The sequence below is a fragment of the Ruegeria sp. H6 genome (assembly GCF_056532975.1).
This window is the reverse complement of the sequence record NZ_JBQFOA010000024.1, coordinates 1-21,681: the sequence shown is the minus strand read 5'-3', so window position 1 is coordinate 21,681 and position 21,681 is coordinate 1. Positions and strand designations below refer to the sequence as shown.

Sequence of the window (21,681 nt, the reverse complement as noted above, 5' to 3'; positions counted from 1 at the left end):
GCCGACTGGTTGCGGCAGTTGCTCTGAAAGAGCAATGAGAGCCCACTCCATCGAACGAAAGAAGGCCGCCCCAACAATGGGGCGGCCTTTTTTGTTTTGATTTCAATCCGTCTAAGAAGCCCATAACAAGTGTGGCAGAGTTCATATGAAAAGGCGCGATTACGCACCAAGGCGGAACTGTGTCGGCGTCATTCCGGTTTGACCTCGGAAAAAGCGAGTGAAATGGGACTTGTCAGAATAGCCGAGCATCAGGCCTATCTCTGCAATTGTCATCCGGTCTTCTTTGAGGTGCTCTTTGGCGGTATCGACACGCAGCCGTTTGACCTCGCGGGGGAGTGTTGTGCCTTGTTGCTGCAGCGCCTTCAGAAACCGTTCCGGCTGTATTCCCAGCAACTCTGCCACCGCCTCTGGCCCCAAATCGGTTTCATCCAATTTGTCGCGTAGGACGGAACGCAAAGCGGCCACCACGGTCACTTCTTCATCTTGTTGAGGCGCGGCGAAGGGTTCGGCAGCGCCTTCAGAAACATGGTGCAAGAACAACCATTCCACAGGAAAGCTGATTTGCATTCCGGGATCGGTTCCAAGGCCAACTTCGATCCCTTTGTAGTTGATAGGCAGACCATTGATGTATCTGCTTTCCCATCGCACACGCGACGAATCCCAGGAGGTTCCGACGACAGTCTGCAACAGCCGAACATAGATCGCGGCACCAAACCCGGTCACCTGAATGGGTGGGACAACCGGTTCCTGCTGCCTCTCGATACGGTAGGTCGCTTTGTCTGCTTCTATGACAAGGCTGTGCCGAACCGAATTGGTCTCCTGCGGTACAAGCCCCACAAAACGGGTAAAGAACTCGAACAGTGTCTTTGTCGATTGCAGGGCCTGAGCGAACGGGGGCCATCCTTCCAGGTCAAAGGTCTCACCGACTTTCAATCCAAGATATCGATCCCCTGACAGGTCTGAGAAGGCGTTCAGCAGACCGTAAACCAACTCTGAGTGAACATAGATGGATGGGTCAGACAACAGATCGGCATTCAAGCCGACCTGGTCCAACGCAGGTTGCGGATTGATCTGGCGATCAATGAGATAGCGCAGAAACGGAGCCGCCAAAGCGAGGCGAATAAAGCCCTCGCTATGCTCGTGCGAGGTGGAGTTGAACGGCAATCTGGTCACCCTTGTGAGGATCGGTAGGTTTGTTCAGTGGCCATTTTTTCAGTCACATTCGAACATCCTAATTCGAAAGTGGCAACCGAGCCAGGATTTTCCGGACTACAGTTTGTAAAACATGAATATGAAGGGAGTCCTTATGTCCGGTCTACGAATGCCCCTTTGCGCGACGGTGATTGTCGCTGCCGGTCTTTCTTTTTCAGCGCCCGCGCAGGCTCAGGAACAGGCAGAACCCCAAACGCTGTTTACCAACGTGCATGTCTTCGATGGCGTGAATGAACAGCGTATCGAAAATGCCAGCGTTTTGGTTGAAGGCAACCTGATTAAGGCCGTCTCAACTGATGCCATCGATGCCCCCGATGCCACAGTCATTGACGGAGAGGGGCGGACACTGACCCCCGGGTTTATTGAACTGCACGCGCATCTCATGCTGATGGGACCGACCCTGCCCGCGATGGAGGCCAACACGACTTGGGAAGACTTTGCCATTCACGGGGCGCGGATGGCCGAGATGTATTTGATGCAGGGCTTCACCACAGTCAGGGACGCGGGTGGGGCCAATGGTGGGCTGCGCCGCGCAATTGATTCAGGGCAAATCGACGGCCCACGTTACTTTCCATCCGGTGCATTCATCGGAACGCGCGGTGGTCACGCTGACTTTGCGAATTTCACTGCTCCGCCAGGTTCAGAGACCAATATGAGCCGCCTGAATATGGCGCAGGAAGTTAGCGGAGTGGACGACGTCTACAGGTTTGCACGCAACAACTTCCGCATGGGCGCGACACAGTTGAAATTCATGCAATCCGGCGGTGTGGTTTCAGCTTTTGATCCATGGCAATTGCTGGCTGGATCGCCCGAGGAAATCAGGGCAGCGGTGCAAGTGGCCAATGAATATGGCAGCTATGTCATGGCGCATTCCTATCGCAAGGAAGCGATCCTGAGCGCGCTCGACGCGGGTGTGATGTCGATCGAACACGGCTTCTCGTTTGATTGTGAAATTGCCCAGGTCATGAACGAAAAAGGGGCTTACATTACGACCAACCTGACGGCGTTCGATCCCGGTTTGCTTGATATTCCAGCGGTGGCAAACGTTCCGTCGAGCTTGGCCAAAGCAAAGTCCGCCTCGGCCACATTTGCGGGCTACATCGACAATATGAAGGAATGCCCGGTAAAGCGAGGATTCCAGACCGACTGCGTTGGTTCGGTTGAAGCGTGCAACATCCAGATCGCCTACGAGAAGCACCTGAACAATGAATTTTTTGGTCCATATACGTCTATGGTGACATTGACATCCACAGGAGGGGAGGTGGTCGCTTTGTCAGGTGACTTTATGAACCCGTATACCGCCGGAAAGCTGGGCGTGATCGAAGAAGGCGCCTATGCCGACATCCTGCTGATCGACGGCAATCCGCTCGAAGATTTCTCGGTCGTTGGAACAGGTGATCAGTGGTTCGGTGCTGACCCGAGGCCTGAAAGCCCAGAAACGATCCGCCTTATCATGAAAGATGGTATCATCTACAAAGACACATTGGATTGATCCGCACAAAGGAGCCGGAAAGCTTTCATGCGTCATTGGTTTCGCTTCCTATTCGTCGCTGGGTTGGTTTACTGCGCCCAACCCGCGATCGCCACTTCTGGAACAGCGTTGGACTGGGCCGACCTGCCTGATCCGGCAGTACAGGACTTTGAGGATCCTTATCGCGATCTTAGTCCTGAACAATTCGACGATGTTTTGTTCGTTGTGCGCTTGCGGGATCGGCTTCAACAGGACATCGCCAGCGAAGAAGAGCGGCAAAAGTGGCAATCACTATTGACCGAGACCGAGGATGCCTTGGCATCTGATGGGATTGATGTCGACTGGCTGCTCGATCAGCGAGAGGTTGTAGCGGAACGTCGAAGAAAGGCCGGAACAAACGGAAATCCGCAATTCGATGGCCAAACAATCACACTTGCGGGCTTTGCCATTCCTGCCCCCAGTGATCCGGACGGTCGGCCTGTTGCGTATTTGGTGCCAGAACGAGGCATGTGCAGTCACATGCCTCCACCTCCGCCTAACCAAATGATCCGTGTGCGGTTGAATGGGGACTGGACGCCCAGCTATTTCCACGAACCCGTTCGGCTGACCGGTGTGTTCACGATCGATCCTTCTGATCAGAATATGATGGTTGTGGACGGCCTCATGCCAATGAACACGACTTTCAAGTTAGAAACGCAGCGGGTCGAAACTCTGGAAACCGAAGCAGACAGGCTGGAATGGAAGCAGCGCGCCGCTGATCGCATCCACGCGGCAGGCAACCGCAAGACCGGCGGGGTAAAGGCGTCTGAATGATAAGACTTCTGGTTGCCGCATTGAGCATTGCTTTCGCTTGCGCGGCCTCGGCGCAAGGGCTGTCCGGGCCTTCTTCGGTTGAAGCCGATCTAGAGCCCGGAGATGGGTTGACCGATCCGCAATTTCGGTCGGAATTTCCACGCAACATCGCATCGGGTTGGTTTCAGTGGAAAGACCGCTTGGCCGAGGGCGGGTTTAGGTTCAACATCGATTACCTGGCATTGGGCCAATCCACGAATGCTGATCTGGGAGCCGGCGAAGCGGCAAGCGGAATAGCGCGTTTCTATGGCAGTTGGCAGGCAACTGAACAGGGTTCTCTCACATTCAAGATCGAAGACCGACACAGTTACACCGATGTTGCGCCGCAGTTTCTTGGGTTGGATGGCGGAGCGCTTTCTATCACCGGGACGGCCTTCAACGATAACGGTCTGCTGCTGACCAACCTGTTTTGGACCCAAAGGGCTGAAAACGGTTCGTGGACGCTGCAAGTCGGGCAGATTGATGTAACGGATTTCGTGGACATCTATGGGCTGGTCAGCCCCTACAGCGGCTTCCAGAACCTGTCTTTCAATACCAACCCCACACTTAACGCGCCCAACCCGGGTCTTGGTATCGCCGGTGGGGTCAAGCTGAGCGAGAACTTCTACGCTGTTGCGAGCGTCTCAGACGCAAACGCCGACCCGTCTGATCCAAACTTTGATGTGTTTAGCGACGGCAATCTCTTCAAGTCACTCGAACTTGGCTACACATCCGGCTTTGAACGCATTTACTTCGACAACATCCATTTGACCCTCTGGCATGCAGATGCAGCCGACGATGGCAGCCGAGCGGAAGATTACGGCGCAGCGTTTTCCGCCGCTTGGTTTGTCGAAAACAAATGGATGCCGTTCTTTCGTGCAGGGGCCTCAAAGGGGACAGCCGCGCTTTATGACCGGTCGGTGTCTGCGGGTCTGGGTTACTATGGTCGCAATACCGATTTGGCCGGGCTGGGCCTGAGCTGGGCCGAAGCAAGAGGCATAGACGGTGATCAGTTCACACTCGAAGCCTTCTACCGTTTTTCAATCTCACCCGGATTGCAGATCACGCCATCGCTGCAGTTCATTTCCGACCCGCTTTTGAACCCCGATCAGGATAGCATGACCCTGTTCGGCCTAAGAACCCGGATCGTTTTTTGAGGTGGCTAGATAACAAGCGCCAAGAAAAAGCGGAGGGCGTCCGCGATTGGCTCTGGCCATCGAAGCAGGCAAAACGACCATTCGTGAGTGTTATGAGGAAATATCGAAACATTCTGTTATGGTGATTTGAGGTTAATCTTCACTATCCTGTCGATCAAAAGGAGGATCAATCCATGCGTACCTTGTTTCTGGCAGGCTCAATATCTGTGTGTTCGACATTGTGTGTTGCGCAAACATACGATGTGGTCATCCTCAACGGTCGGGTAATGGACCCGGAAACCGGGTTCGATCAGATCGCCAATGTGGGAATAAGCAACGGCTGGATCACTGCGATTACCGACAAGGAAATTGGCGGGAACGAGTCCATCGATGCGACCGGGCATGTTGTGGCGCCCGGATTTATCGACCTTGAACAGCATGGGCTCGACCCTTGGGGCATCAAAGTCAACCTACGTGATGGTGTAACGACCCAAATGGATTTTGAGGTTGGGGCCGCAAATATTGATGAATGGTACGAAGCTCGCAAAGGCGTGACACAGGCCAACTACGGCACAGTCGTTGGACAAGAATTCGCACGGATGCGGGTTCACGATGGCCTTGTGCTGGTAGGTGGGGACATAGATTTCCGAAACTTCTTCGCACTCAGGGCACAATCCGTGGAAGACGGCGTCGAGGGGTGGTCGTCTGTACCAAGCAACCGGGAACAGATGAACGACATCACTGCGCAGCTTGATGAAGGACTGCGTCTAGGCGCGCTCGGCGTCGGTTCGACCATCGGCTATGCCCGCGAAGGCATCACGACCTATGAGATGTTCGAAGCGCAGCGGGCTGCGGCGCGCTATGGCAGATTGACTTCGGTTCATCACCGATTTCATCCCAGTGCTTCGACGCCGACAGAAACACAGACGGGTGTGAATGAGATTTTGGTCAATGCGATGGTGCTTGGCGCACCGCTGCATATACACCATGACAATGATTATGGCTGGTGGGAAAATCAGGAAAAGCTCCAGATGGCCCGCAACCAAGGCTACAACGTCTGGTCCAGCTACTATCCCTGGACGGCCGGATCAGGAAACTACGGAGCCTCGATCATCGCCCCAGAAAACTGGGAAGGTTCGATGGGGTACAAATACGAAGACACCATCTTTGACCCCCAGCTTGATCGCTTTGTGACCAAAGACGAGTTCTTGAACTTCGCCGAGAATGAGCCTGGCAGGACTGCGATTGTTTTTAGCCCGCCAAGAGAGCAATGGCTGAATGATTGGATCACCATCGCAGGCTATGGCATCTCGGGCGACGGTATGGCCGGGCTGGATATCGAGGGCAATCTGATGAGTTGGGATGCCCCCTACGAAGACTATGCTGGGCATCCTCGGTCAGCGGGCAGCCACGCGCTTGTCTTGCGACTGGCTCGCGAAGCGGACATTCCACTCATGCTTACACTGACTCAGCTAAGCTACATCCACGCGAAGCGATTGGGTGATACGGGGTTACGAGCAATGCAGGTGCGTGGGCGAATGCAAGAAGGCATGGTCGCGGACATCACGATTTTTGATCCGGAGACTGTGACCGAAAAGGCGAACTATACGCTCGGTCAGCAAGAGCTTCCGTCAGAGGGCATTCTGTATGTGCTGGTTAACGGAAAACTTGTTGTTAAGAACAGTGAAGTGCAGCGCGATGTTTATGCAGGGCAACCGATCCGGTTTCCAGTCGAGGAAAGCGGGCGCTTCGTTCCGGCGGGGCGCGAACAGATCATGGGTATTCTCACACCGGATACCGGCACGGCCCGTCCGACACTGCTTGACGATATCACAAATGAAGAAGCGAGTGTCGCACCTGTTACGAAACCGGCTAATCAGTATGCGTCGGTAAAGCCGGCAGACCCTTTTGATTGGTTTACGCCTCGCAACGGATTGGATGACGGTGCCCTGTTCTTTTGCGTTCTGCACGCACGCTTCGAGGACCGCGCGACAGCAAAACGGGATTATGCGAGGGCTATGATGTCCAGAACGAGGGGATCAAGCTCTATTCCCTCAGAGCAACGCAGAGCAAACTAACTTGCAGGTTCTCAGAGCATCACAAGATCTTTTCCGTTTCATCTCCAGGACATTTCGCGCTGGTGGATTCTGGTCATCCGTTTATGCGTGGCCCAGGCGCAATAGGCACGGTTTCTCGCGCAGTACGGCGAAAGGTGTCAATCACTTAAGGCGCTGATACATAGCGGGGAAAGGATGGTGGGTGATGAGAGACTCGAACTCCCGACATCTTCGGTGTAAACGAAGCGCTCTACCAACTGAGCTAATCACCCGTGAGGGGGGATTTAGCCAAGCCTGCGGGCGGGTGCAAGAGGGTTCGCGAGAATTTCTTGCAATCCCTGCGCAAAGGCCTGATCTCAGCCGCGAATATCCTTGAGAGCGGTCAACAATTGGGCGACCTCGTGTTCTGTATTGTAGTGGCAAAGCGATATGCGGATGCAATCGGACAGGCCAAGCGGGTCAAGGACATTGCCGCTATAATGATCGGCTTTGCGGGTATGGGTTCGAATACCTTGGTCGTTCAAGCGGGTTACCACGTCGGCCGACGGCACCTTGTCGACGACAATCGAGACCAGACCTTCGCGCGACGGGTTATCCGCGCCTCCAAGGATTGTGACGTGATCCATGTCGCGCAGGCCAGGCAGGTTGCCGGTTCCATTGATCATGGCATTGGTCAGGTGAGTCTCATGCGCATGGATCGCCTCGCCTGCCGCGCGAATGCGTTCTTTCCTTGTATCAACGTCTGACACCTGTGCGCCCAGCCAGTCGAAATAGGCTACGACATCCGTCATGGTTGCATAGGCACCCGTGTCTCGTGTCCCGAACTCCCACCCCTGTGCCGGCGCATTGATCAGTTGATCGTGGGGCAGGGCGGTCAGACGGTCAGAAATCCAGGCCATGCCAAAACCGTGGCGTGAGAACACTTTGTAGGGCGAAACCGCATAGCCATCGACGCCATAGCTGTCGATGTCGATCTGTCCATGGGCCGCGTGCTGGATCCCATCGACGATGATCATGCAATCTGGCGCCACGTTCCGAATGGCCCGGGCGATTGCGGCGACGTCCATGCCCATACCGGTGACAGGCGACGCGTGCAGGATGGTCGCGACGGCCACATCCGGCGTCATCTGCGCCGCGTAATCATTGGCGGTTACCAGACCCGTCTCATCGTTATGCGGGACATTCACATAATCGAGGCCCGAGATTTCAGCCCATCTGCGCGCGGCGCTGCGGCTGGCAGGATGCTCGATCGAACTGCCGATCACTTTCCCCGATTTGGGTGCGTTCACGCAAGCGGTGCGGATCATCCGAAACAACAGTTCGGTGCCGCTTTCGCCCACAAAAAACTGCCCGCTTGTGGCGTTCATGAACTCGGACATGTCGGCCTTGGCCGTGTTGATGATGTCAACAAGCGCGTGGCTGGCGACGTTGTCGCGCCCCTGATTGTCGGGAATGGCGGCAAATTTGGCTGATGTTTCGATGACAGAATTCAGCGTCAGGGCACCGCCTGCGTTTTCAAAAAAGATACGCGGGCCTTGGAACGGGCAATGATCCACATGCGCGAAACGGGCGCGGATGGCTTCGGTGAGGCCGGGAATTTGGTGCAGCATTTGGCGTATCCTGTCATGTGTCGCCCCGATAACATCGTGACCGGGCGGCTGGATCAATCCTGTTTGCGACACTTATGGGTGCGGTTTTCTTCCGTCAACGCCTCTGTGTTCGGCAATGGGCCCTTGCCTGCGCCATGTTGCCTCCGATATGCCAAACAGGACTGCAACCCTTTGACCCTGAGGTAAAAGATGGTGGGCGCCTGCCGCGGTTTCATTGCAACTCTGGCCTTTTGCGCCGCTTTGGCCTTGCCGCCAAAGGTATGGGCCGATGGTATTCTGGTGTTTGCGGCCTCTAGCCTGAAGACTGCCTTGGATGAGGTCGCAATCTTGTACGAGACACGGTCGGGTCAGGATATAACCATCTCTTATGCCGCATCTTCAGCGCTGGCCCGACAGATCCAGAACGGGGCCCCGGCGGATTTGTTTATCTCGGCCAATCCCGATTGGATGGATCTGCTGCAGGAACAGGGCTTTATCGTCCAATCCACACGGGTCGATTTGCTGGGCAACCGTCTGGTCCTAATCGGGGCGGCAGGGCAGCCGCCGATTGAGGTGACGCCGGACACCGATTTTCAGGCGTTTTTGGATGGCGGTTTTCTTGCGATGGCCCTCGTCGAAGCGGTGCCTGCCGGAGTTTACGGTAAGGCGGCGCTGCAAAACCTTGGACTTTGGGAAAGCCTGCGCGATCAGGTGGCGCAGGCCGATAATGTGCGCGCGGCGCTGGCGTTGGTTGCCTTGGGTGCGGCACCGATGGGGATCGTCTATCATTCGGACGCAGTCGCCGAAGATCGCGTGTCGATCCTGGCGTCTATCCCAGAGACCGCGCATCCTCGGATCATCTATCCCGCTGCGGTGACGTCTTTGGGGGACCATGACGCAAAAGCGTTTCTGGATTTTTTGCAACAGGAACAGGCCCGGGTGACTTTTGAAAGGCAGGGATTCTCCCTGCCGGGCGGGTGATGGTGTGAACTGGTTGGGTCCCGCCGAGCTTGAGGCATTGCGACTGTCGCTGCGTGTGTCGTTTTGGGCGGTATTGGTCACGCTGCCGCTGGGCATTTTTGTCGCCTACGCGCTTGCCCGCTGGCGGTTTCCGGGGCGGCAGTTGTTGAACGGGCTGGTGCATTTGCCCTTGATCCTGCCGCCTGTTGTGACCGGCTTTCTGTTGTTGCTGACCTTCGGCACCCAAGGTCCGCTAGGGGATGCATTGGCGCAGCTGGGTATTGTGGTTGCCTTTCGCTGGACCGGGGCGGCGATTGCGGCAGGTGTCATGGCCTTTCCCCTGATGGTGCGCGCCATCCGATTGTCGATTGAGGCCGTGGACCCGCGGCTGGAACAGGCGGGCGCAACCTTGGGCGCATCGCGCATCTGGGTCTTCGGGACTGTTACATTGCCGATGATCTTGCCCGGCGTGGTTGCGGGTGCAATTCTGGCCTTTGCCAAAGCGATGGGTGAATTTGGTGCCACGATTACCTTTGTCTCGAACATTCCGGGGCAAACGCAAACACTGCCTTCTGCTGTCTATGCTTTTCTGCAGGTTCCGGGGGGAGAACCCGCAGCGATGCGATTGGTCATCATCTCGATCGTGATCGCCATGGCGGCGCTTTTGCTGTCCGAGTTGGTCGGCCGCCACGTCGCAAAACGGGTGGCCGGGTCATGAGCTTGTCTGTCCGGTTGAACCACTCTCTGCCCGGCCTCGATCTGAACCTGGATTTCGAGGCGCCGAAGGGCGTGACGGTTCTGTTCGGTCGATCCGGTGCGGGGAAAACGACAGTCGTCAACGCGGTCGCAGGGCTGATGCGTCCGCAGGCGGGGCGGGTTGCCGTTGATGATTGGGTGTTGTTCGACACTGGACAGGGGTCGTGGTTGCCTCCGCATCGGCGCAGGCTGGGATATATCTTCCAAGAAGGACGGTTGTTCCCGCATCTCACAGTGCGCCAGAATCTGCACTATGGCCGATGGTTTGCGCCGCGAGATGCGCGAAAGGAAGATCCGGGTCGCGTGGTCGAGATGCTGGGGATCGGTCACTTGCTGGACCGCCGCCCTGCAAAGCTGTCGGGCGGTGAGAAACAGCGCGTCGCCATCGGGCGCGCCTTGTTGGCCAGCCCGCGGCTGATCTTGGCCGACGAACCGCTGGCGGCGCTGGATGATGCGCGCAAAGCTGAAATCCTTCCTTATTTCGAGCGGTTGCGGGATGAGGTTTCGGTGCCCATCCTCTACGTGACCCATTCGGCAGCCGAGGTGGCCCGGTTGGCGACCTCTGTTGTGGCGTTGCAGGATGGCAAGGTTCTGCGCCATGGTCCCGCCTCTGAGGTTCTGGCAGATCCTTCGATTGCACCGGCAGGGATACGATCCGTCGGTGCGGTGTTGCAGGTGCGCGTCGAGGCCCATCATGCCGATGGGCTGACCGAGCTCAGCGCCGGGGGCGAACGCCTGTTTCTGCCCAGGATTTCCCAGGACGTCGGGGTGCAATTGCGCATCCGCATTCCCGCGCAAGAGGTCATCTTGTCGGATCGGCGTCCCGAAGGTCTTTCGGCCCTGAACATTCTGGAAGGCAAGATCGAAACCATTCGGTCAGGTGACGGGCCAGGGGCGATCGTTTCGATCAATACGCAAGCGGGCGTCATTCTTGCACGGGTCACGCGCCGCTCGGTCGCGGCCATGGGATTGCAGGCGGGCAGCCAGTGCTTTGCGGTCATCAAGACGGTTGCGCTTGCGCCGCAGGATGTTGGTGGCCGTGTGGGCTGAGGCGTCAACGCCGTTCTAAAGAAAGATCTGGAATTGCCCATGTTGCAGTGGCTTCTTAAAGGCGCATCACGGGATCCAAATAAATTTCGGTGAACGTCGAAAGCTTAACAAATCGCCGAAAAATCCGCCTTTTCCTCAGGTGACGTGCTTTCATTTTTGCGTGCATAACGTGTGTTTTAGCAGTGCGCGTATTTCCCCTTGGGTCTGAATGGCATAGGTTCTGATGAGAGGTGTGATCCAAATTCGAGAACGGGATGTGGCTATGCGTATAGGTATTATTTTAGGTGCAGTTTTCCTGGTTGCGTCGTCGGCCTGGGCACAGGGTGTTGGTTTTGGCTACAAGTTGCGCCCGCAATTCAGAACCGAGGTCACTCCTTTAAAGGATGGAACCTATCAGGTGAAACCCGTCGGCGGATCATCTGCCCCTGTCACATATTGGTGCGGAATCGGGGATTTTGCGGTCCGGACGCTGGGCGTTTCGAATTCGCAGCGAATTTATATCTCGAAGGCATACGAAAAGGGTGTTCGCACGGTCAACTTTTCACTCACCCCGCCGCCGGACGTAGACACCACGCCGGGGTATTCGTTGACGGTCAAACGGGTGGGTGAAAACATGTCTGCCGCATCGGCGCAGGACTATTGCTATGACAACTTCATAGATCTGAGTTTCTAGCCTTCAGACCCATTTGGCCAACGGGGGCAGGCTCATCAGCACGGCGTCGGGATCGTGCCCTGTTTCCAGCCCGAATTTGGTGCCCCTGTCATAGACAAGGTTGTATTCGGCATAGAGCCCGCGATGCACCAGCTGAGCGTTCTTGTCGGCGTCGTCAAAGCCTTGAACACGGCGATTTTCGACCAGCGGCAGAAACGCGGGCAGAAAGGCGCGGCCGATATCCTGGGTCAGGGCAAAATCCGGCTGCCAATCGCCGGTGCAATAGTCGTCCATGAAAATCCCGCCGACACCGCGCGCGCGTTTGCGATGGGGGATATAAAAATACTCGTCAGCCCAGTCTTTCAGTCGCGGGTAGTGCCCCAGGCCGTGCGGATCAAGAAACGCCTTTTGCGTGTTGTGAAAATGGGCCGTGTCCTCGGCGTATTCGATACAGGGATTCAAGTCCGACCCCCCTCCGAACCACCAGGCATGCGGGGTCCAGAACATGCGCGTATTCATGTGCACCGCCGGGACATGAGGGTTCTGCATATGGGCCACAAGACTGATGCCCGAGGCCCAGAACCTTGGATCATCGGCCATGCCGGGAATGCCTTTTCGCGCCGCCATGGCCTTTTGCGCCCGTTCGCCCAGCACGCCGTAAACGGTCGAAACGTTGACGCCGACCTTTTCAAACACGCGCCCACCGCGCATGACGGACATGAGTCCGCCGCCTGCGTCCGAGCCGTCCTCGGATTGGCGGGTGGTTTCCCTGACCTCGAACCGTCCCGGCTCGTCCTCGGAAAAAGGGCCGGTTTCGTGATTGTCTTCCAGCGCTTCGAACGCGGCGACGATGTCATCGCGCAATTGGCGAAACCAGGCAGAGGCCGTAGATTTTTCTTTTTCCAACATGATTTTCAATGTGCAGGGGCAGCGACAGGATCCAGCAAGGTGCGACCGCCGTCGATGGTTAGAATTTGACCGGTGATGAACCCGGCCGCGTCAGAGGCCAGAAACTGAGCGGTTTCCGCCAACTCGCTTGGGGCCGCGATCCGCGCCAAAGGCGTGTGTTTTTCGATATCGTCGCGGAAATCCCGGTTTTCTTTCAGGGTTGATTGCAGCGACGCGCTCATCACCGACCCCAGCGCGATCGAGTTTACGCGGATGCGACTTGGCGCCAGGGCAACGGCCAGCGAGCGGGTCATTTGATCCAGTGCGGCGGTCGACACGGAATAGGCCATCAGATCCGGATGCGTGCGGCGCGCGGCAATCGACGAAAGATTGATGATCGATCCGGCCGGAGTTTCCTCGTCTCCGGCTTGTTTAATCATGCGTTTGGACACCAGTTGGCTTAGTCGCAGGGCCGGCATCAGGTTCTGGTTCAACAGGGTGCGGACCGAGTCGTCGTCTGGATCCAACGGGTCGGACGGGATAACCTGACGCGCGCCGTTCACCAGAATGTCGACCTGATCAAAAGCATCCAAAGTGGCGGATAAAAGGTTTGCAATGGTCAGTTTTTCGCGCAAATCACCCGAGAAGTAGCGCACATTGCTGTCATCCGCCTGTTCGCCCAACTCTTCGGCCAAGCGTTTTTCATCCATGTCGGCAAACATGACATTGGCCCCGGCATCTGCAAAATGGCGCCCGATGGCCAAACCGATGCCATTGGCTCCACCGGTCACAATTGCGGTTTTGCCAGCTATGGAAAAGGACATGGGTTTCCTCCTGATTTGCGGGGCAGGTTAGCGGGGTTCACCGCCGAGGGCGAGAGGCGTGAAACACCTTGAACCGATTGTCGCCGGCAACTTCGTCAACTTTCGTGAATGCTTCGGTCAAGGTCGCTTCGTAAGGCAGGTGACGGTTGGCCACCATCCATAGGTGCCCCGAGCGTGACAGATTGCGTGCAGCGGATGTGATAAAGCCTTGTCCCAAACCTGGATCGGCACTGCGCGAGGTATGGAAGGGTGGGTTCATCACCACGGCGTCCAGTGGATCTGGTGCGCTCCAGGATACGGCGTCGGCCCAGTGAAACCGGGCTCGTGGGTCGTCCACGTTGGCCCGCGCGCAGTTGAGCGCGGTCTGATCCGCCTCGACCAGATGCAGTTGTTTGAGGCCGGGATCGGACATCAGCCCGGCGGCCAGAAACCCCCATCCGGCCCCAAGGTCGGCGACGGTGGTGCCCAGGGATTTGGGCAGGGTTTGCTGCAGAAGGGCCGAGGCCGGGTCGATCCCGTCGGCAGAAAAGACACCCGGTGCCGTTTGAAAACCATCAACCTGTTGTGTCTTGGGGGCGGCCCAATCTGCAAAGGCATCGGCGTCCGCGTTGAACCAGAAGATTTTGCCATGGGCTTTGGAAATCGGCCCCTCGATGGCCACACGCTTGCGGATGTCCTTGAGGATGCTGTCGATGCCATCGGTCTTGGCCCCGTCGACAACGACCACCCCGCTTGCGCGCGCGCAGGCTTGTTGCACCAGAGATCGGGCCAAGGCCTTAGATCGAGGCAGGAACAACACAACATCTTCGCAGCGCGTGTTTGCCTCGGGTGTCGCGGAGTATCCCAGCGCTTGGAAATGGTCATGGAAGGGTTTGAACGGCTGCACCACTTCGGTTTCGGGTGCCAGACCGGACAAGTCATGAGCGGTGGTCGCGCCGATCACCGACACTGGCTGCGACAGGGTCAGCCCGCTTTGCAGGGCAAGATCAAGACGGGGGGACAGGGCCACGGATCAGGCCTTATTCTTCGCGTTCCATAGTGCATTGCAGCGGATGCTGATGCCTGCGGGCAAAATCCATGACCTGCCCGACCTTGGTTTCCGCGATCTCGTGGCTGAACACGCCGACTACAGCGACGCCTTTTTTGTGGACGGTCAGCATGATCTCGAACGCCTGAGCGTGGGTCATACCAAAAAAGCGCTCAAGCACGTGAACGACAAACTCCATCGGTGTGTAGTCATCATTCAACAACAACACTTTGTACAACGGCGGACGCTTGGTCTTGGGAGTCGTCTGTACCAGGATCGACGTGTCGCCATCGTCGTCCGATTTGTCAGACATCATCCACGGAGTTTCAGTCATGTGTTCAGAGAATCCGATTCAAGCTTCGGTTTATGTGCCGGGTTATATAACGTGCCCGTAGCCAGAGAAAAGAGGGGCAGGGCGGAATTAGGATGAACCAAAGGCTGACAACCATCGGATTCGATGCCGACGACACGCTTTGGCACAACGAGCGGTTCTTTCAACTGACGCAGGCCCATTTTGCGGAATTACTGGCTGATCACGCAGAGCGCGACCACCTGATGGATCGTTTGCTGGCTGCCGAAAAGCGCAACATTCAGCACTATGGCTATGGGATCAAGGGATTTACCCTTTCCATGATCGAAACGGCCATCGAGGTGACCGAAGATCGCGTGCCGGCCTCGGTCATTCGACAATTGATCGAAGCGGGGCAAGACATGCTGGCCCATCCGATCGAACTTTTGCCGCATGCGCGTGTTGCAGTAGAAGCGGCGGCGGAAACCCATCGTGTGGTGCTGATCACCAAGGGCGACCTGATTGATCAGGAACGAAAGGTAGCCCAATCGGGTTTAGGGGAGTTGTTCGACGCTGTGGAAATCGTGTCCGAGAAAACACCCGACACCTATCATGAGGTCTTCTCGCAGCATGGTGAAGGGCCGGGGGCGGCGATGATGATCGGCAACTCGATGCGGTCCGATGTTGTGGCCCCGATTCAGGCCGGGTGCTGGGGCGTTTACGTGCCCCATGGTCTGGTCTGGGAGATCGAGAAAGCCGAGCCCCCACAAGACGCACCGCGATTCCGCGAGATCGCCGATTTGGGAGAGTTGCCAGACCTTCTGCATACGCTCGGTTGATGTTGCCGTTTGGTACCAATTTTCAATAAATCGTCATTTGCTGAATGCAGCGGCTCAGGAGCGGTGCCAATATGGCGGCTTAAGTCGGCCCAGCCGCTATATATGGTAGCATTTGAAGCGTCCTTGGAAAGCAGCACAAATGCAGCTTTCAGTTTATTTCACCAGCACTCTGTGTTAGCCTTGAGGGCAATAATACAATTAATGCTGACCGGGAAAACCCGGCGGCGCGAGGCAGACAGAGGCAAAGATCGTGCAGATTCGGCGGACAGTTCCGGCCCGAACGGGCTTATTCCTTATAGCATTGCTGTGGCTTGTGGTCTTTGTGCCATTCAAATCCATTGCAGCCCCCTATGCGGCGATGGTGATCGACGCTCGAACCGGGGAAGTTCTTCATTCACGCAACGCGGATTCGCGCCTGCACCCGGCATCACTGACCAAGATGATGACGCTGTATATTGCATTCGAAGCCGTTCGTAACGGCGAGATCACCTTGGACACGCCGGTGCGGATCACAAAGAAAGCAGCCGCCGAGCCGCCCTCGAAACTGGGGTTGCGGGCCGGGCAGACCATCGCATTTCGTTATCTGATCCGGGCCGCGGCGGTGAAGTCGGCCAATGATGCCGCAACGGCCATCGGCATCACGCTGAGCGGGTCAGAGGCGGCGTTTGCCCGTCGCATGACGCGCACGGCCAAAGCCATGGGCATGAGCCGCACAACCTTCAAGAACGCGCATGGTTTGACGGAATCCGGTCACCTGTCGACAGCTCGTGATATGACCACGCTGGGCCGCCATCTGCTGTATGATTATCCGCAGTACTACAACCTGTTTTCGCGCCAATCTACCCATGCGGGAATCAAGACCGTTCCGAACACGAACCGTCGTTTGCTGGCGGCTTACAAAGGCGCGGACGGTATCAAAACCGGCTACACGCGGGCTGCGGGTTTCAACCTTGTTGCATCGGCCAAACGCAAGGACGAACGCATCATCGCAACGGTGTTTGGCGGCAAATCCGGCGCGTCGCGTAACGCGCGCGTGGCCGAACTGTTGGATATGGGCTTTCGCCGGGCGCCCTCGCGCGCGCCGATCCGCAAGCCGTCGCGACCTGCTTATGCAGGAAATGCCGGGCTGGAAGGCGCAACGCAATACGCAGGCGTAACGGGCGCGCCCAAAACCAGCCTGCGCCCGGTTCTGCGTCCGGGTGGTTCGATCCAGGTGGCCAGCGCCGTGGCTGAAAACGCAGCCAAAGACCGTGCGCGCATTCAGGACGGGGTCGCCGCCGCAATTGCGGCGGCGGATGCCGGTGATGGAAATACGCCCCGGCCTGCACCCCGACCAAGTGATCTTGTGGTTGCCTCGGCCGAACCCGCAAAAGAGGTAGAGCCAGAACAGGAGGTTGTGACACGCCTTTCGACCTCTGGTGGGCGCCTGTGGGGCGTCAATGTCGGGCGTTACACCACCCGGTACGAGGCGGAAAAAATCCTGCTGAAGACCGCGCTGTCAGAAATGACAACGCTTGAGGGCACGTTGCGCAAGGTCAATCACAGCTCGAAAGGATTCGATGCCACGTTTCAGGGAATGACCCGCGAACAGGCGGATTTGGCCTGCCGAAGACTGCAAGCGCGCAATGTCACGTGTTTCATGATCGGGCCATCATAAGGCCGGACGCTCACTCACTGGACACTGGCTGCGAAAGTGATTTCGCAGCCTTTTTCATTTCCGGGCCCGATGGGATCAATCAAAGACGTGGCCGTGCTGATATTGTTCGTCCTGACCGGCGGCGGCCGTCAGTGCAGCCACGTTATCCTTGGTAAAGAACCCATCGTATTTGTGGCACCGTTCGATATACTCGGTGATCAGCAATGTGTTCTTCGAGTGCTTTGAAAATATCTGTTTCAGGTTGGGATCGTCTTTGCACTCACCTACCACATGGGCCAGGAAGGGCACGCCTTTGTCTTTCAGCGTATTGACCACAAAATCGACGTTCTTTTCGCCGGCTCCGTGATCGCCATCCTGGATCTCGACCGCCATGTGATGCAGCCTGCGGCCAAAGTTGCGAACGAAGTCTTCGGTCGGCATCGGCAGCTTGGCAAAGGAATTCACAAAGGACGGCGTGTTGTTGGCGGTGAACACTTTGGCCGGCGATTTCTTGTCATCATCCACATTCGGATTGCGGTTCACATTCGTGGAAGAGTTCATGTCGAAGATGTTGTACGCGCCCCAAAAATAATAGGGCACCATTGTCAGAAATTCCAGGATCGCATCTTCACGTTCACCGGCCAGTACGCGCGTTGCCAGGTGGTCTATACCCAGCATCAGCGGTGAGATCTTGCTGTCCGCGCCGAAGGCTTCGGCCTCATCCAGTCGGGCCTGTTCCTGGGCACTCAGCAGGACGCGATCACCCAGCCCCAGACTGTCTGTGTCGTTGAAATCCAGCGTCGAATACCCAACCCGGTTGCAGGTAAAATCCGAGGGCGTCGTAAAGCGGAACCCATCCAGAGTGTAGAACGGGTTTTCCGTGTCCCCTGCATATTCGAACCGGATGTTCTGGTCTTCCAGCGTCTTGGTCAGGGTGTTCAAATCGGATGCGCCAAAGACCTCACCGACATAGCGGGTTTGCGGTGTGTTGCGCGCCAGCGGGTACATTCGGTTGATGCGTGGAATAAAATCATCAAACGCGTCGCTCAGCGGCGCCATCACGATCATGGCCGGGTAGTCCGAATGGGAATGCAGGACCGAGAATTTGTGGGTCTTGCCCAGATAGCTGGCGGTGTGCCGGTAGGGTGACATGACATACAGCTCGACCAGCGTGTCGAACAGCGCGTCGGGTTCCACTTGAATCACGATGGCACGCATGGGACCAACCTGATCCGCGATGCCCGAGGACCCGCGACGCTCGTAAATCATCGGCAGGTATTCGGCAAAAAACTCCGAGTTCTTTTTGTCGCCCCGGGGTTCGTAAGACATCAGATCAAATGACATTGGCTGGTCTCCTTGCACCTGGTCGTACAGGCGCTGCTTGGATTGTCGTAATCAGAACATGCACTTGTATGCATGCTAGGCAGTTCTACCCATCCGGGCAACAACAAGGATATCGGGCTGGTGAAATTACATCCGCATGACTAGCGGGTGAATTTGGTCACATCGACACCGCCCGCAATCAGATTTTCGCGAACCGAGCGAGCGATTTGCACAGCGGTGGCGCCATCCCCGTGCAGGCAGATCGTATCGATGGACGTTTCCAACCGCTTACCGCTCTCGGTGATGATGGCCCCTTTGCGCACCATGTTCAGGATGCGTGGTCCTGCCACTTCGGGGTCGTGGATCACCGCGCCGGGCAGGCTGCGATCGACCAGGGTGCCGTCGTCGTTATATGCCCGATCCGCAAAGATCTCGCCGACCCATTTGCAGCCCAGTTCCCGAACGGCCTGTTCCTGTTTGGTGACGGCAAGCACCATGATGATGATATCAGGGTCGACGTCCAGCGCACCCTGATAGCAGGCCTGCGCCATGTCGATATCGACCGAGCACATATTGGCCAGCGCGCCGTGCAGTTTCAGGTGGCGCACTTTGGTGCCAACGGCCTTGGCGACGCCCATCGCCGCCCCCAATTGATAGCGCACCAGATTGCGCAGGCTGTTATGCGGAACTTTCATGTTGCGGCGGCCAAAGCCCTGCAGATCGGGAAATCCGGGATGCGCCCCGATGCCAACACCATTCTCTTCGGCCAGGGCCATGGTCTGCGCCATCACATCCGGGTCACCTGCATGAAACCCGCAGGCGATATTGGCCGAGGTGATGATCTTCAGCAGGCTGTCGTCATCGCCCATTTTCCACGGCCCAAAGCTTTCGCCCATATCGGCATTCAGATCGACATTTGGCATGTGGTGTTCTCCTTATTCGTTGGCCGAGATCATTCCGCTGATCAATTGGTATGACAGCAGATCCGGGATGTCATGCGGGTCGCGGACCAGAGGTTCCGTTTGACCGGGCAGGCGGGTGATGGCGGATTGGAACGCCGCTTGCAGCGCGACAGCCTGTTCCATTGTCACGAACTCGAACCTCAGTTTTCCGCCCGCGGGCGTCTGGGCGGCGCGGGGCAGATCGCAGGGCAGAACCGTCGCGATACGCGGATACCCGCCAGTTGTCTGACACTCTGGCAGCAAGATGAACGGATTTCCGGTGCCGGTCATCTGGATGTCGCCGGGGGTTATGATTTCGGACAGGATATTGAGCTGGCCCTTGGCGGCAAAGCCCTCTCCTGCGCTTTCCAGTTGCATTCCCATCCGATTAGCCCGTGCACCGCGCGAAAACTCGGTTGCGACGAACCGTTCCAAGGTCTCGGTGTCGAACAGATCGGATTGGAAACTGGTGACAACCCGCAATGTGCCGCCCGAAAACCGATCCTCTGACCGCAGTTTTCGATTTGCCTCGCCTTGGGTGACTTCGGCAGGCAAAACCTCCCCTTGCGCGATCGCCCGTCCAATATTTGCCGTCAGATGCGTCGACCTGGACCCCAGAAACGGATCGGTCGTAAAACCACCGCCCACGTGCAGATAACCGTAGTTCCCTTTGACAGCGGCCCCGATTGTCAGTGTTTGGCCAGGCTCCAAAGCGTGAGTTGCATTCCAGACCACCGGACTGCCATCGATACTGGCCTGCATGGGGGCACCGGTCAGGGCAATGCGTGCGCTCTGTTGCGCTTCAAACGTGCCACCCATGCCAGCCATCTCAAGTGCGGCACAATTCGCGTTTTGCCCCAGCAATGCGGCGCCTTCATGCAGCGCCAAAAGATCTGCCGCGCCCGAGCGTGAAAGACCCTGGCTCAGGTACCCGGTGCGCCCAGTGTCCTGTATCGTGCAGGCGGGACCGATGCGTAGAACCTTCAGGCTCATTCGACGATCTCCTGCCAGGTCGCACCATCCGGGTTGGTGTGGCGAACATGTTCATATTCTTCGCGCGAGACCGAGACAAATTGCATCTCGTCTCCGGGGGTTAGCGCAAAGCTGTCCTTCTGGTCAGGGCGGTAGCAGCGAAATGCGGTCTGCCCGACATGCCGCCAGCCCGTTGGGGTTGGGCCGGAAAACAGAACAAATTGCGATATTGCCAGAACCAATGCCCCGGCAGGCACCATCGGGGTCAGCTCTTTCAGTCTGGGAATGTTGAATTCCGGTCCCAAAGGTCCGAGATAGGGTTGCCCCGGCGCGAACCCAATCGTCAGGACTCGCACCCGGGACTGGCTGAGCCGCTGGATCGCCTCTTCTACATCAAGGCCCGCTGCCCGCGCGGCATCCTCCATCTGCGGCGCGAGATCCGTGCCGTACACGGTCGGGACCTGCCAGAGCTTTCGGCCCGGCGGCAAAGCGGTCTGGTACCAGTCCTTTTGGTTCAGCGCGTCCTGCACTTGGCGGTTGATGTCATCGTGCGGAGTGATCAACGGGTCATATCGAACATAAGCTGACGCCAGCGAGGCAGAGGTTTCCAGAACACCCTTTAGGCCCATTGCATCCAGCGCACCTCGGAAAGCCAGTGCCGCCCTGTTCGCCGGTTCCGCCATCTCATTGGCGAAGGTTATCAGAAGACCGTCATAGCCAACGGTGCGCACCAGCGGGAAAGAGTCGGATTTGGTCATCGGTTTTCAGGCTCACCCACTTGCATTGATGCCCGGACCTCAACCGATCTTTTGTGTTTGCGCAAGGCCCAGCGGGAAAATGCATGTTGGCCTGGTAGAACCGGCTCCGGAATCGTTCACTCGATGACTCGCAGGCAGGTCCCGAGTCGCGGCTCTCTTGTGGAAGGCGATCACCGAACCCCCTAAATCTTGTGCAGTCGCCGAGTCAGTGGCGATGACCCGACTACCAGATAATGACTGCCTGCGTCGGGTGGGTCGGGATAGCGTGGTGGTATTGATATGTAATTGTTTGAAAATAATATGAAAAAGTAAAAAATAGAAAAAAACGTTTATCGCGCAATTTTCCACTTGCGGTCAGTGTGCGTTAAGCTTAGAACCCCCTTCACCGGCGCAGCAGAGGTTGTTGTTTGGTTGGCTGAGAAGGCCTGACGGACTGGAAAGACGGTTGAGACGCTCGGGAGAGACTGGGG

At 57.1% G+C, this 21,681-nt stretch carries 20 protein-coding genes and 1 tRNA gene; 10 read left to right on the top strand and 11 right to left on the bottom strand.

Going from position 1 to position 21,681, the window contains the following annotated elements; genetic code table 11:
- Positions 1-159: 159 nt before the first annotated feature.
- A complete protein-coding gene (locus ACR0AG_RS22110) occupies positions 160-1,164 on the bottom strand; it encodes an AraC family transcriptional regulator (protein ID WP_480842823.1) in 1,005 nt (334 codons plus the stop codon).
- A gap of 142 nt (positions 1,165-1,306) precedes the next feature.
- On the opposite strand from ACR0AG_RS22110, the gene ACR0AG_RS22105 reads away from it, so the two are divergent.
- The 4 genes from ACR0AG_RS22105 (at position 1,307) to ACR0AG_RS22090 (ending at position 6,728) form a co-directional block, all read left to right on the top strand.
- Positions 1,307-2,704 (top strand): amidohydrolase family protein, encoded by a 1,398-nt coding sequence (locus tag ACR0AG_RS22105; protein ID WP_480842821.1) that lies wholly within the window; start codon positions 1,307-1,309, stop codon positions 2,702-2,704.
- Positions 2,705-2,731: 27 nt separating this feature from the next.
- Complete coding sequence (locus ACR0AG_RS22100; protein WP_480842819.1) at positions 2,732-3,496, top strand: DUF3299 domain-containing protein; 765 nt, start codon at positions 2,732-2,734, stop codon at positions 3,494-3,496.
- A complete protein-coding gene (locus ACR0AG_RS22095) occupies positions 3,493-4,671 on the top strand; it encodes a carbohydrate porin (RefSeq protein WP_480842817.1) in 1,179 nt (392 codons plus the stop codon). Before ACR0AG_RS22100 ends, ACR0AG_RS22095 begins: the two co-directional genes overlap by 4 nt.
- A gap of 173 nt (positions 4,672-4,844) precedes the next feature.
- Positions 4,845-6,728 (top strand): amidohydrolase family protein, encoded by a 1,884-nt coding sequence (locus ACR0AG_RS22090; protein ID WP_480842815.1) that lies wholly within the window; start codon positions 4,845-4,847, stop codon positions 6,726-6,728.
- Between the two features lie 175 nt (positions 6,729-6,903).
- On the opposite strand, the gene ACR0AG_RS22085 is transcribed toward ACR0AG_RS22090, so the two are convergent.
- A tRNA-Val gene (locus tag ACR0AG_RS22085) sits at positions 6,904-6,979 on the bottom strand.
- An 84-nt stretch (positions 6,980-7,063) separates the two neighbouring features.
- Entirely contained in the window at positions 7,064-8,317 is a 1,254-nt protein-coding gene (locus tag ACR0AG_RS22080) for an aminotransferase class V-fold PLP-dependent enzyme (RefSeq protein ID WP_480842813.1), read from the bottom strand.
- Positions 8,318-8,506: 189 nt separating this feature from the next.
- On the opposite strand from ACR0AG_RS22080, the gene modA reads away from it, so the two are divergent.
- The 4 genes from modA to ACR0AG_RS22060 all read left to right on the top strand — a co-directional run bounded on the left by modA (position 8,507) and on the right by ACR0AG_RS22060 (position 11,735).
- Entirely contained in the window at positions 8,507-9,277 is a 771-nt protein-coding gene (gene modA / locus ACR0AG_RS22075; protein ID WP_480842811.1) for a molybdate ABC transporter substrate-binding protein, read from the top strand.
- Positions 9,278-9,281: 4 nt separating this feature from the next.
- Positions 9,282-9,974 (top strand): molybdate ABC transporter permease subunit, encoded by a 693-nt coding sequence (modB, locus tag ACR0AG_RS22070; RefSeq protein WP_480842809.1) that lies wholly within the window; start codon positions 9,282-9,284, stop codon positions 9,972-9,974.
- Positions 9,971-11,062 carry a molybdenum ABC transporter ATP-binding protein gene (gene modC, locus ACR0AG_RS22065; RefSeq protein WP_480842807.1) on the top strand — a complete coding sequence of 364 codons (1,092 nt, stop codon included), beginning with the start codon at positions 9,971-9,973 and terminating at the stop codon, positions 11,060-11,062. The genes modB and modC overlap by 4 nt, the downstream gene beginning before the upstream one ends.
- A 262-nt stretch (positions 11,063-11,324) precedes the next feature.
- Positions 11,325-11,735 (top strand): hypothetical protein, encoded by a 411-nt coding sequence (locus tag ACR0AG_RS22060; protein WP_480842805.1) that lies wholly within the window; start codon positions 11,325-11,327, stop codon positions 11,733-11,735.
- Between the two features lie 3 nt (positions 11,736-11,738).
- On the opposite strand, the gene hemF is transcribed toward ACR0AG_RS22060, so the two are convergent.
- The 4 genes from hemF to clpS are packed head-to-tail and all read right to left on the bottom strand — an operon-like array spanning position 11,739 to position 14,787.
- Positions 11,739-12,623 (bottom strand): oxygen-dependent coproporphyrinogen oxidase, encoded by an 885-nt coding sequence (hemF, locus tag ACR0AG_RS22055; protein WP_480842803.1) that lies wholly within the window; start codon positions 12,621-12,623, stop codon positions 11,739-11,741.
- Positions 12,624-12,628: 5 nt separating this feature from the next.
- On the bottom strand, positions 12,629-13,426 hold the full coding sequence (locus ACR0AG_RS22050; RefSeq protein WP_480842801.1) for an SDR family NAD(P)-dependent oxidoreductase: 798 nt from the start codon (positions 13,424-13,426) through the stop codon (positions 12,629-12,631).
- Between the two features lie 37 nt (positions 13,427-13,463).
- Positions 13,464-14,429 carry a class I SAM-dependent methyltransferase gene (locus ACR0AG_RS22045; RefSeq protein WP_480842825.1) on the bottom strand — a complete coding sequence of 322 codons (966 nt, stop codon included), beginning with the start codon at positions 14,427-14,429 and terminating at the stop codon, positions 13,464-13,466.
- Between the two features lie 16 nt (positions 14,430-14,445).
- Positions 14,446-14,787 carry an ATP-dependent Clp protease adapter ClpS gene (clpS, locus tag ACR0AG_RS22040; protein ID WP_480842799.1) on the bottom strand — a complete coding sequence of 114 codons (342 nt, stop codon included), beginning with the start codon at positions 14,785-14,787 and terminating at the stop codon, positions 14,446-14,448.
- Between the two features lie 92 nt (positions 14,788-14,879).
- On the opposite strand from clpS, the gene ACR0AG_RS22035 reads away from it, so the two are divergent.
- Together ACR0AG_RS22035 and ACR0AG_RS22030 are read left to right on the top strand one after the other, a co-directional pair.
- On the top strand, positions 14,880-15,581 hold the full coding sequence (locus tag ACR0AG_RS22035; protein WP_480842797.1) for an HAD family hydrolase: 702 nt from the start codon (positions 14,880-14,882) through the stop codon (positions 15,579-15,581).
- A 250-nt stretch (positions 15,582-15,831) separates the two neighbouring features.
- A complete protein-coding gene (locus tag ACR0AG_RS22030; RefSeq protein ID WP_480842795.1) occupies positions 15,832-17,238 on the top strand; it encodes a D-alanyl-D-alanine carboxypeptidase family protein in 1,407 nt (468 codons plus the stop codon).
- A 75-nt stretch (positions 17,239-17,313) separates the two neighbouring features.
- Here ACR0AG_RS22030 and ACR0AG_RS22025 read toward each other — a convergent pair whose 3' ends face one another.
- From ACR0AG_RS22025 to ACR0AG_RS22010, 4 genes are all read right to left on the bottom strand, one after another.
- Positions 17,314-18,561 carry a hypothetical protein gene (locus tag ACR0AG_RS22025; protein ID WP_480842793.1) on the bottom strand — a complete coding sequence of 416 codons (1,248 nt, stop codon included), beginning with the start codon at positions 18,559-18,561 and terminating at the stop codon, positions 17,314-17,316.
- A 140-nt stretch (positions 18,562-18,701) separates the two neighbouring features.
- Positions 18,702-19,463: a LamB/YcsF family protein gene (locus tag ACR0AG_RS22020; protein WP_480842791.1), complete on the bottom strand. Its 762-nt coding sequence runs from the start codon at positions 19,461-19,463 to the stop codon at positions 18,702-18,704.
- Between the two features lie 12 nt (positions 19,464-19,475).
- On the bottom strand, positions 19,476-20,474 hold the full coding sequence (locus ACR0AG_RS22015) for a 5-oxoprolinase subunit C family protein (protein ID WP_480842789.1): 999 nt from the start codon (positions 20,472-20,474) through the stop codon (positions 19,476-19,478).
- Positions 20,471-21,211: a 5-oxoprolinase subunit B family protein gene (locus tag ACR0AG_RS22010; RefSeq protein WP_480842787.1), complete on the bottom strand. Its 741-nt coding sequence runs from the start codon at positions 21,209-21,211 to the stop codon at positions 20,471-20,473. Before ACR0AG_RS22010 ends, ACR0AG_RS22015 begins: the two co-directional genes overlap by 4 nt.
- Positions 21,212-21,681: the final 470 nt, after the last annotated feature.

Coding starts and splice junctions, on each gene's coding strand:
- modC (WP_480842807.1), top strand. CDS start 9,971: ATGAGCTTGTCTGTCCGGTTGAACCACTCTCTGCCCGGCCTCGATCTG.
- ACR0AG_RS22095 (WP_480842817.1), top strand. CDS start 3,493: ATGATAAGACTTCTGGTTGCCGCATTGAGCATTGCTTTCGCTTGCGCG.
- ACR0AG_RS22035 (WP_480842797.1), top strand. CDS start 14,880: ATGAACCAAAGGCTGACAACCATCGGATTCGATGCCGACGACACGCTT.
- ACR0AG_RS22060 (WP_480842805.1), top strand. CDS start 11,325: ATGCGTATAGGTATTATTTTAGGTGCAGTTTTCCTGGTTGCGTCGTCG.
- ACR0AG_RS22015 (WP_480842789.1), bottom strand. CDS start 20,474: ATGAGCCTGAAGGTTCTACGCATCGGTCCCGCCTGCACGATACAGGAC.
- modA (WP_480842811.1), top strand. CDS start 8,507: ATGGTGGGCGCCTGCCGCGGTTTCATTGCAACTCTGGCCTTTTGCGCC.
- ACR0AG_RS22050 (WP_480842801.1), bottom strand. CDS start 13,426: ATGTCCTTTTCCATAGCTGGCAAAACCGCAATTGTGACCGGTGGAGCC.
- ACR0AG_RS22090 (WP_480842815.1), top strand. CDS start 4,845: ATGCGTACCTTGTTTCTGGCAGGCTCAATATCTGTGTGTTCGACATTG.
- hemF (WP_480842803.1), bottom strand. CDS start 12,623: ATGTTGGAAAAAGAAAAATCTACGGCCTCTGCCTGGTTTCGCCAATTG.
- ACR0AG_RS22020 (WP_480842791.1), bottom strand. CDS start 19,463: ATGCCAAATGTCGATCTGAATGCCGATATGGGCGAAAGCTTTGGGCCG.
- ACR0AG_RS22010 (WP_480842787.1), bottom strand. CDS start 21,211: ATGACCAAATCCGACTCTTTCCCGCTGGTGCGCACCGTTGGCTATGAC.
- ACR0AG_RS22100 (WP_480842819.1), top strand. CDS start 2,732: ATGCGTCATTGGTTTCGCTTCCTATTCGTCGCTGGGTTGGTTTACTGC.
- ACR0AG_RS22025 (WP_480842793.1), bottom strand. CDS start 18,561: ATGTCATTTGATCTGATGTCTTACGAACCCCGGGGCGACAAAAAGAAC.
- ACR0AG_RS22080 (WP_480842813.1), bottom strand. CDS start 8,317: ATGCTGCACCAAATTCCCGGCCTCACCGAAGCCATCCGCGCCCGTTTC.
- ACR0AG_RS22105 (WP_480842821.1), top strand. CDS start 1,307: ATGTCCGGTCTACGAATGCCCCTTTGCGCGACGGTGATTGTCGCTGCC.
- clpS (WP_480842799.1), bottom strand. CDS start 14,787: ATGACTGAAACTCCGTGGATGATGTCTGACAAATCGGACGACGATGGC.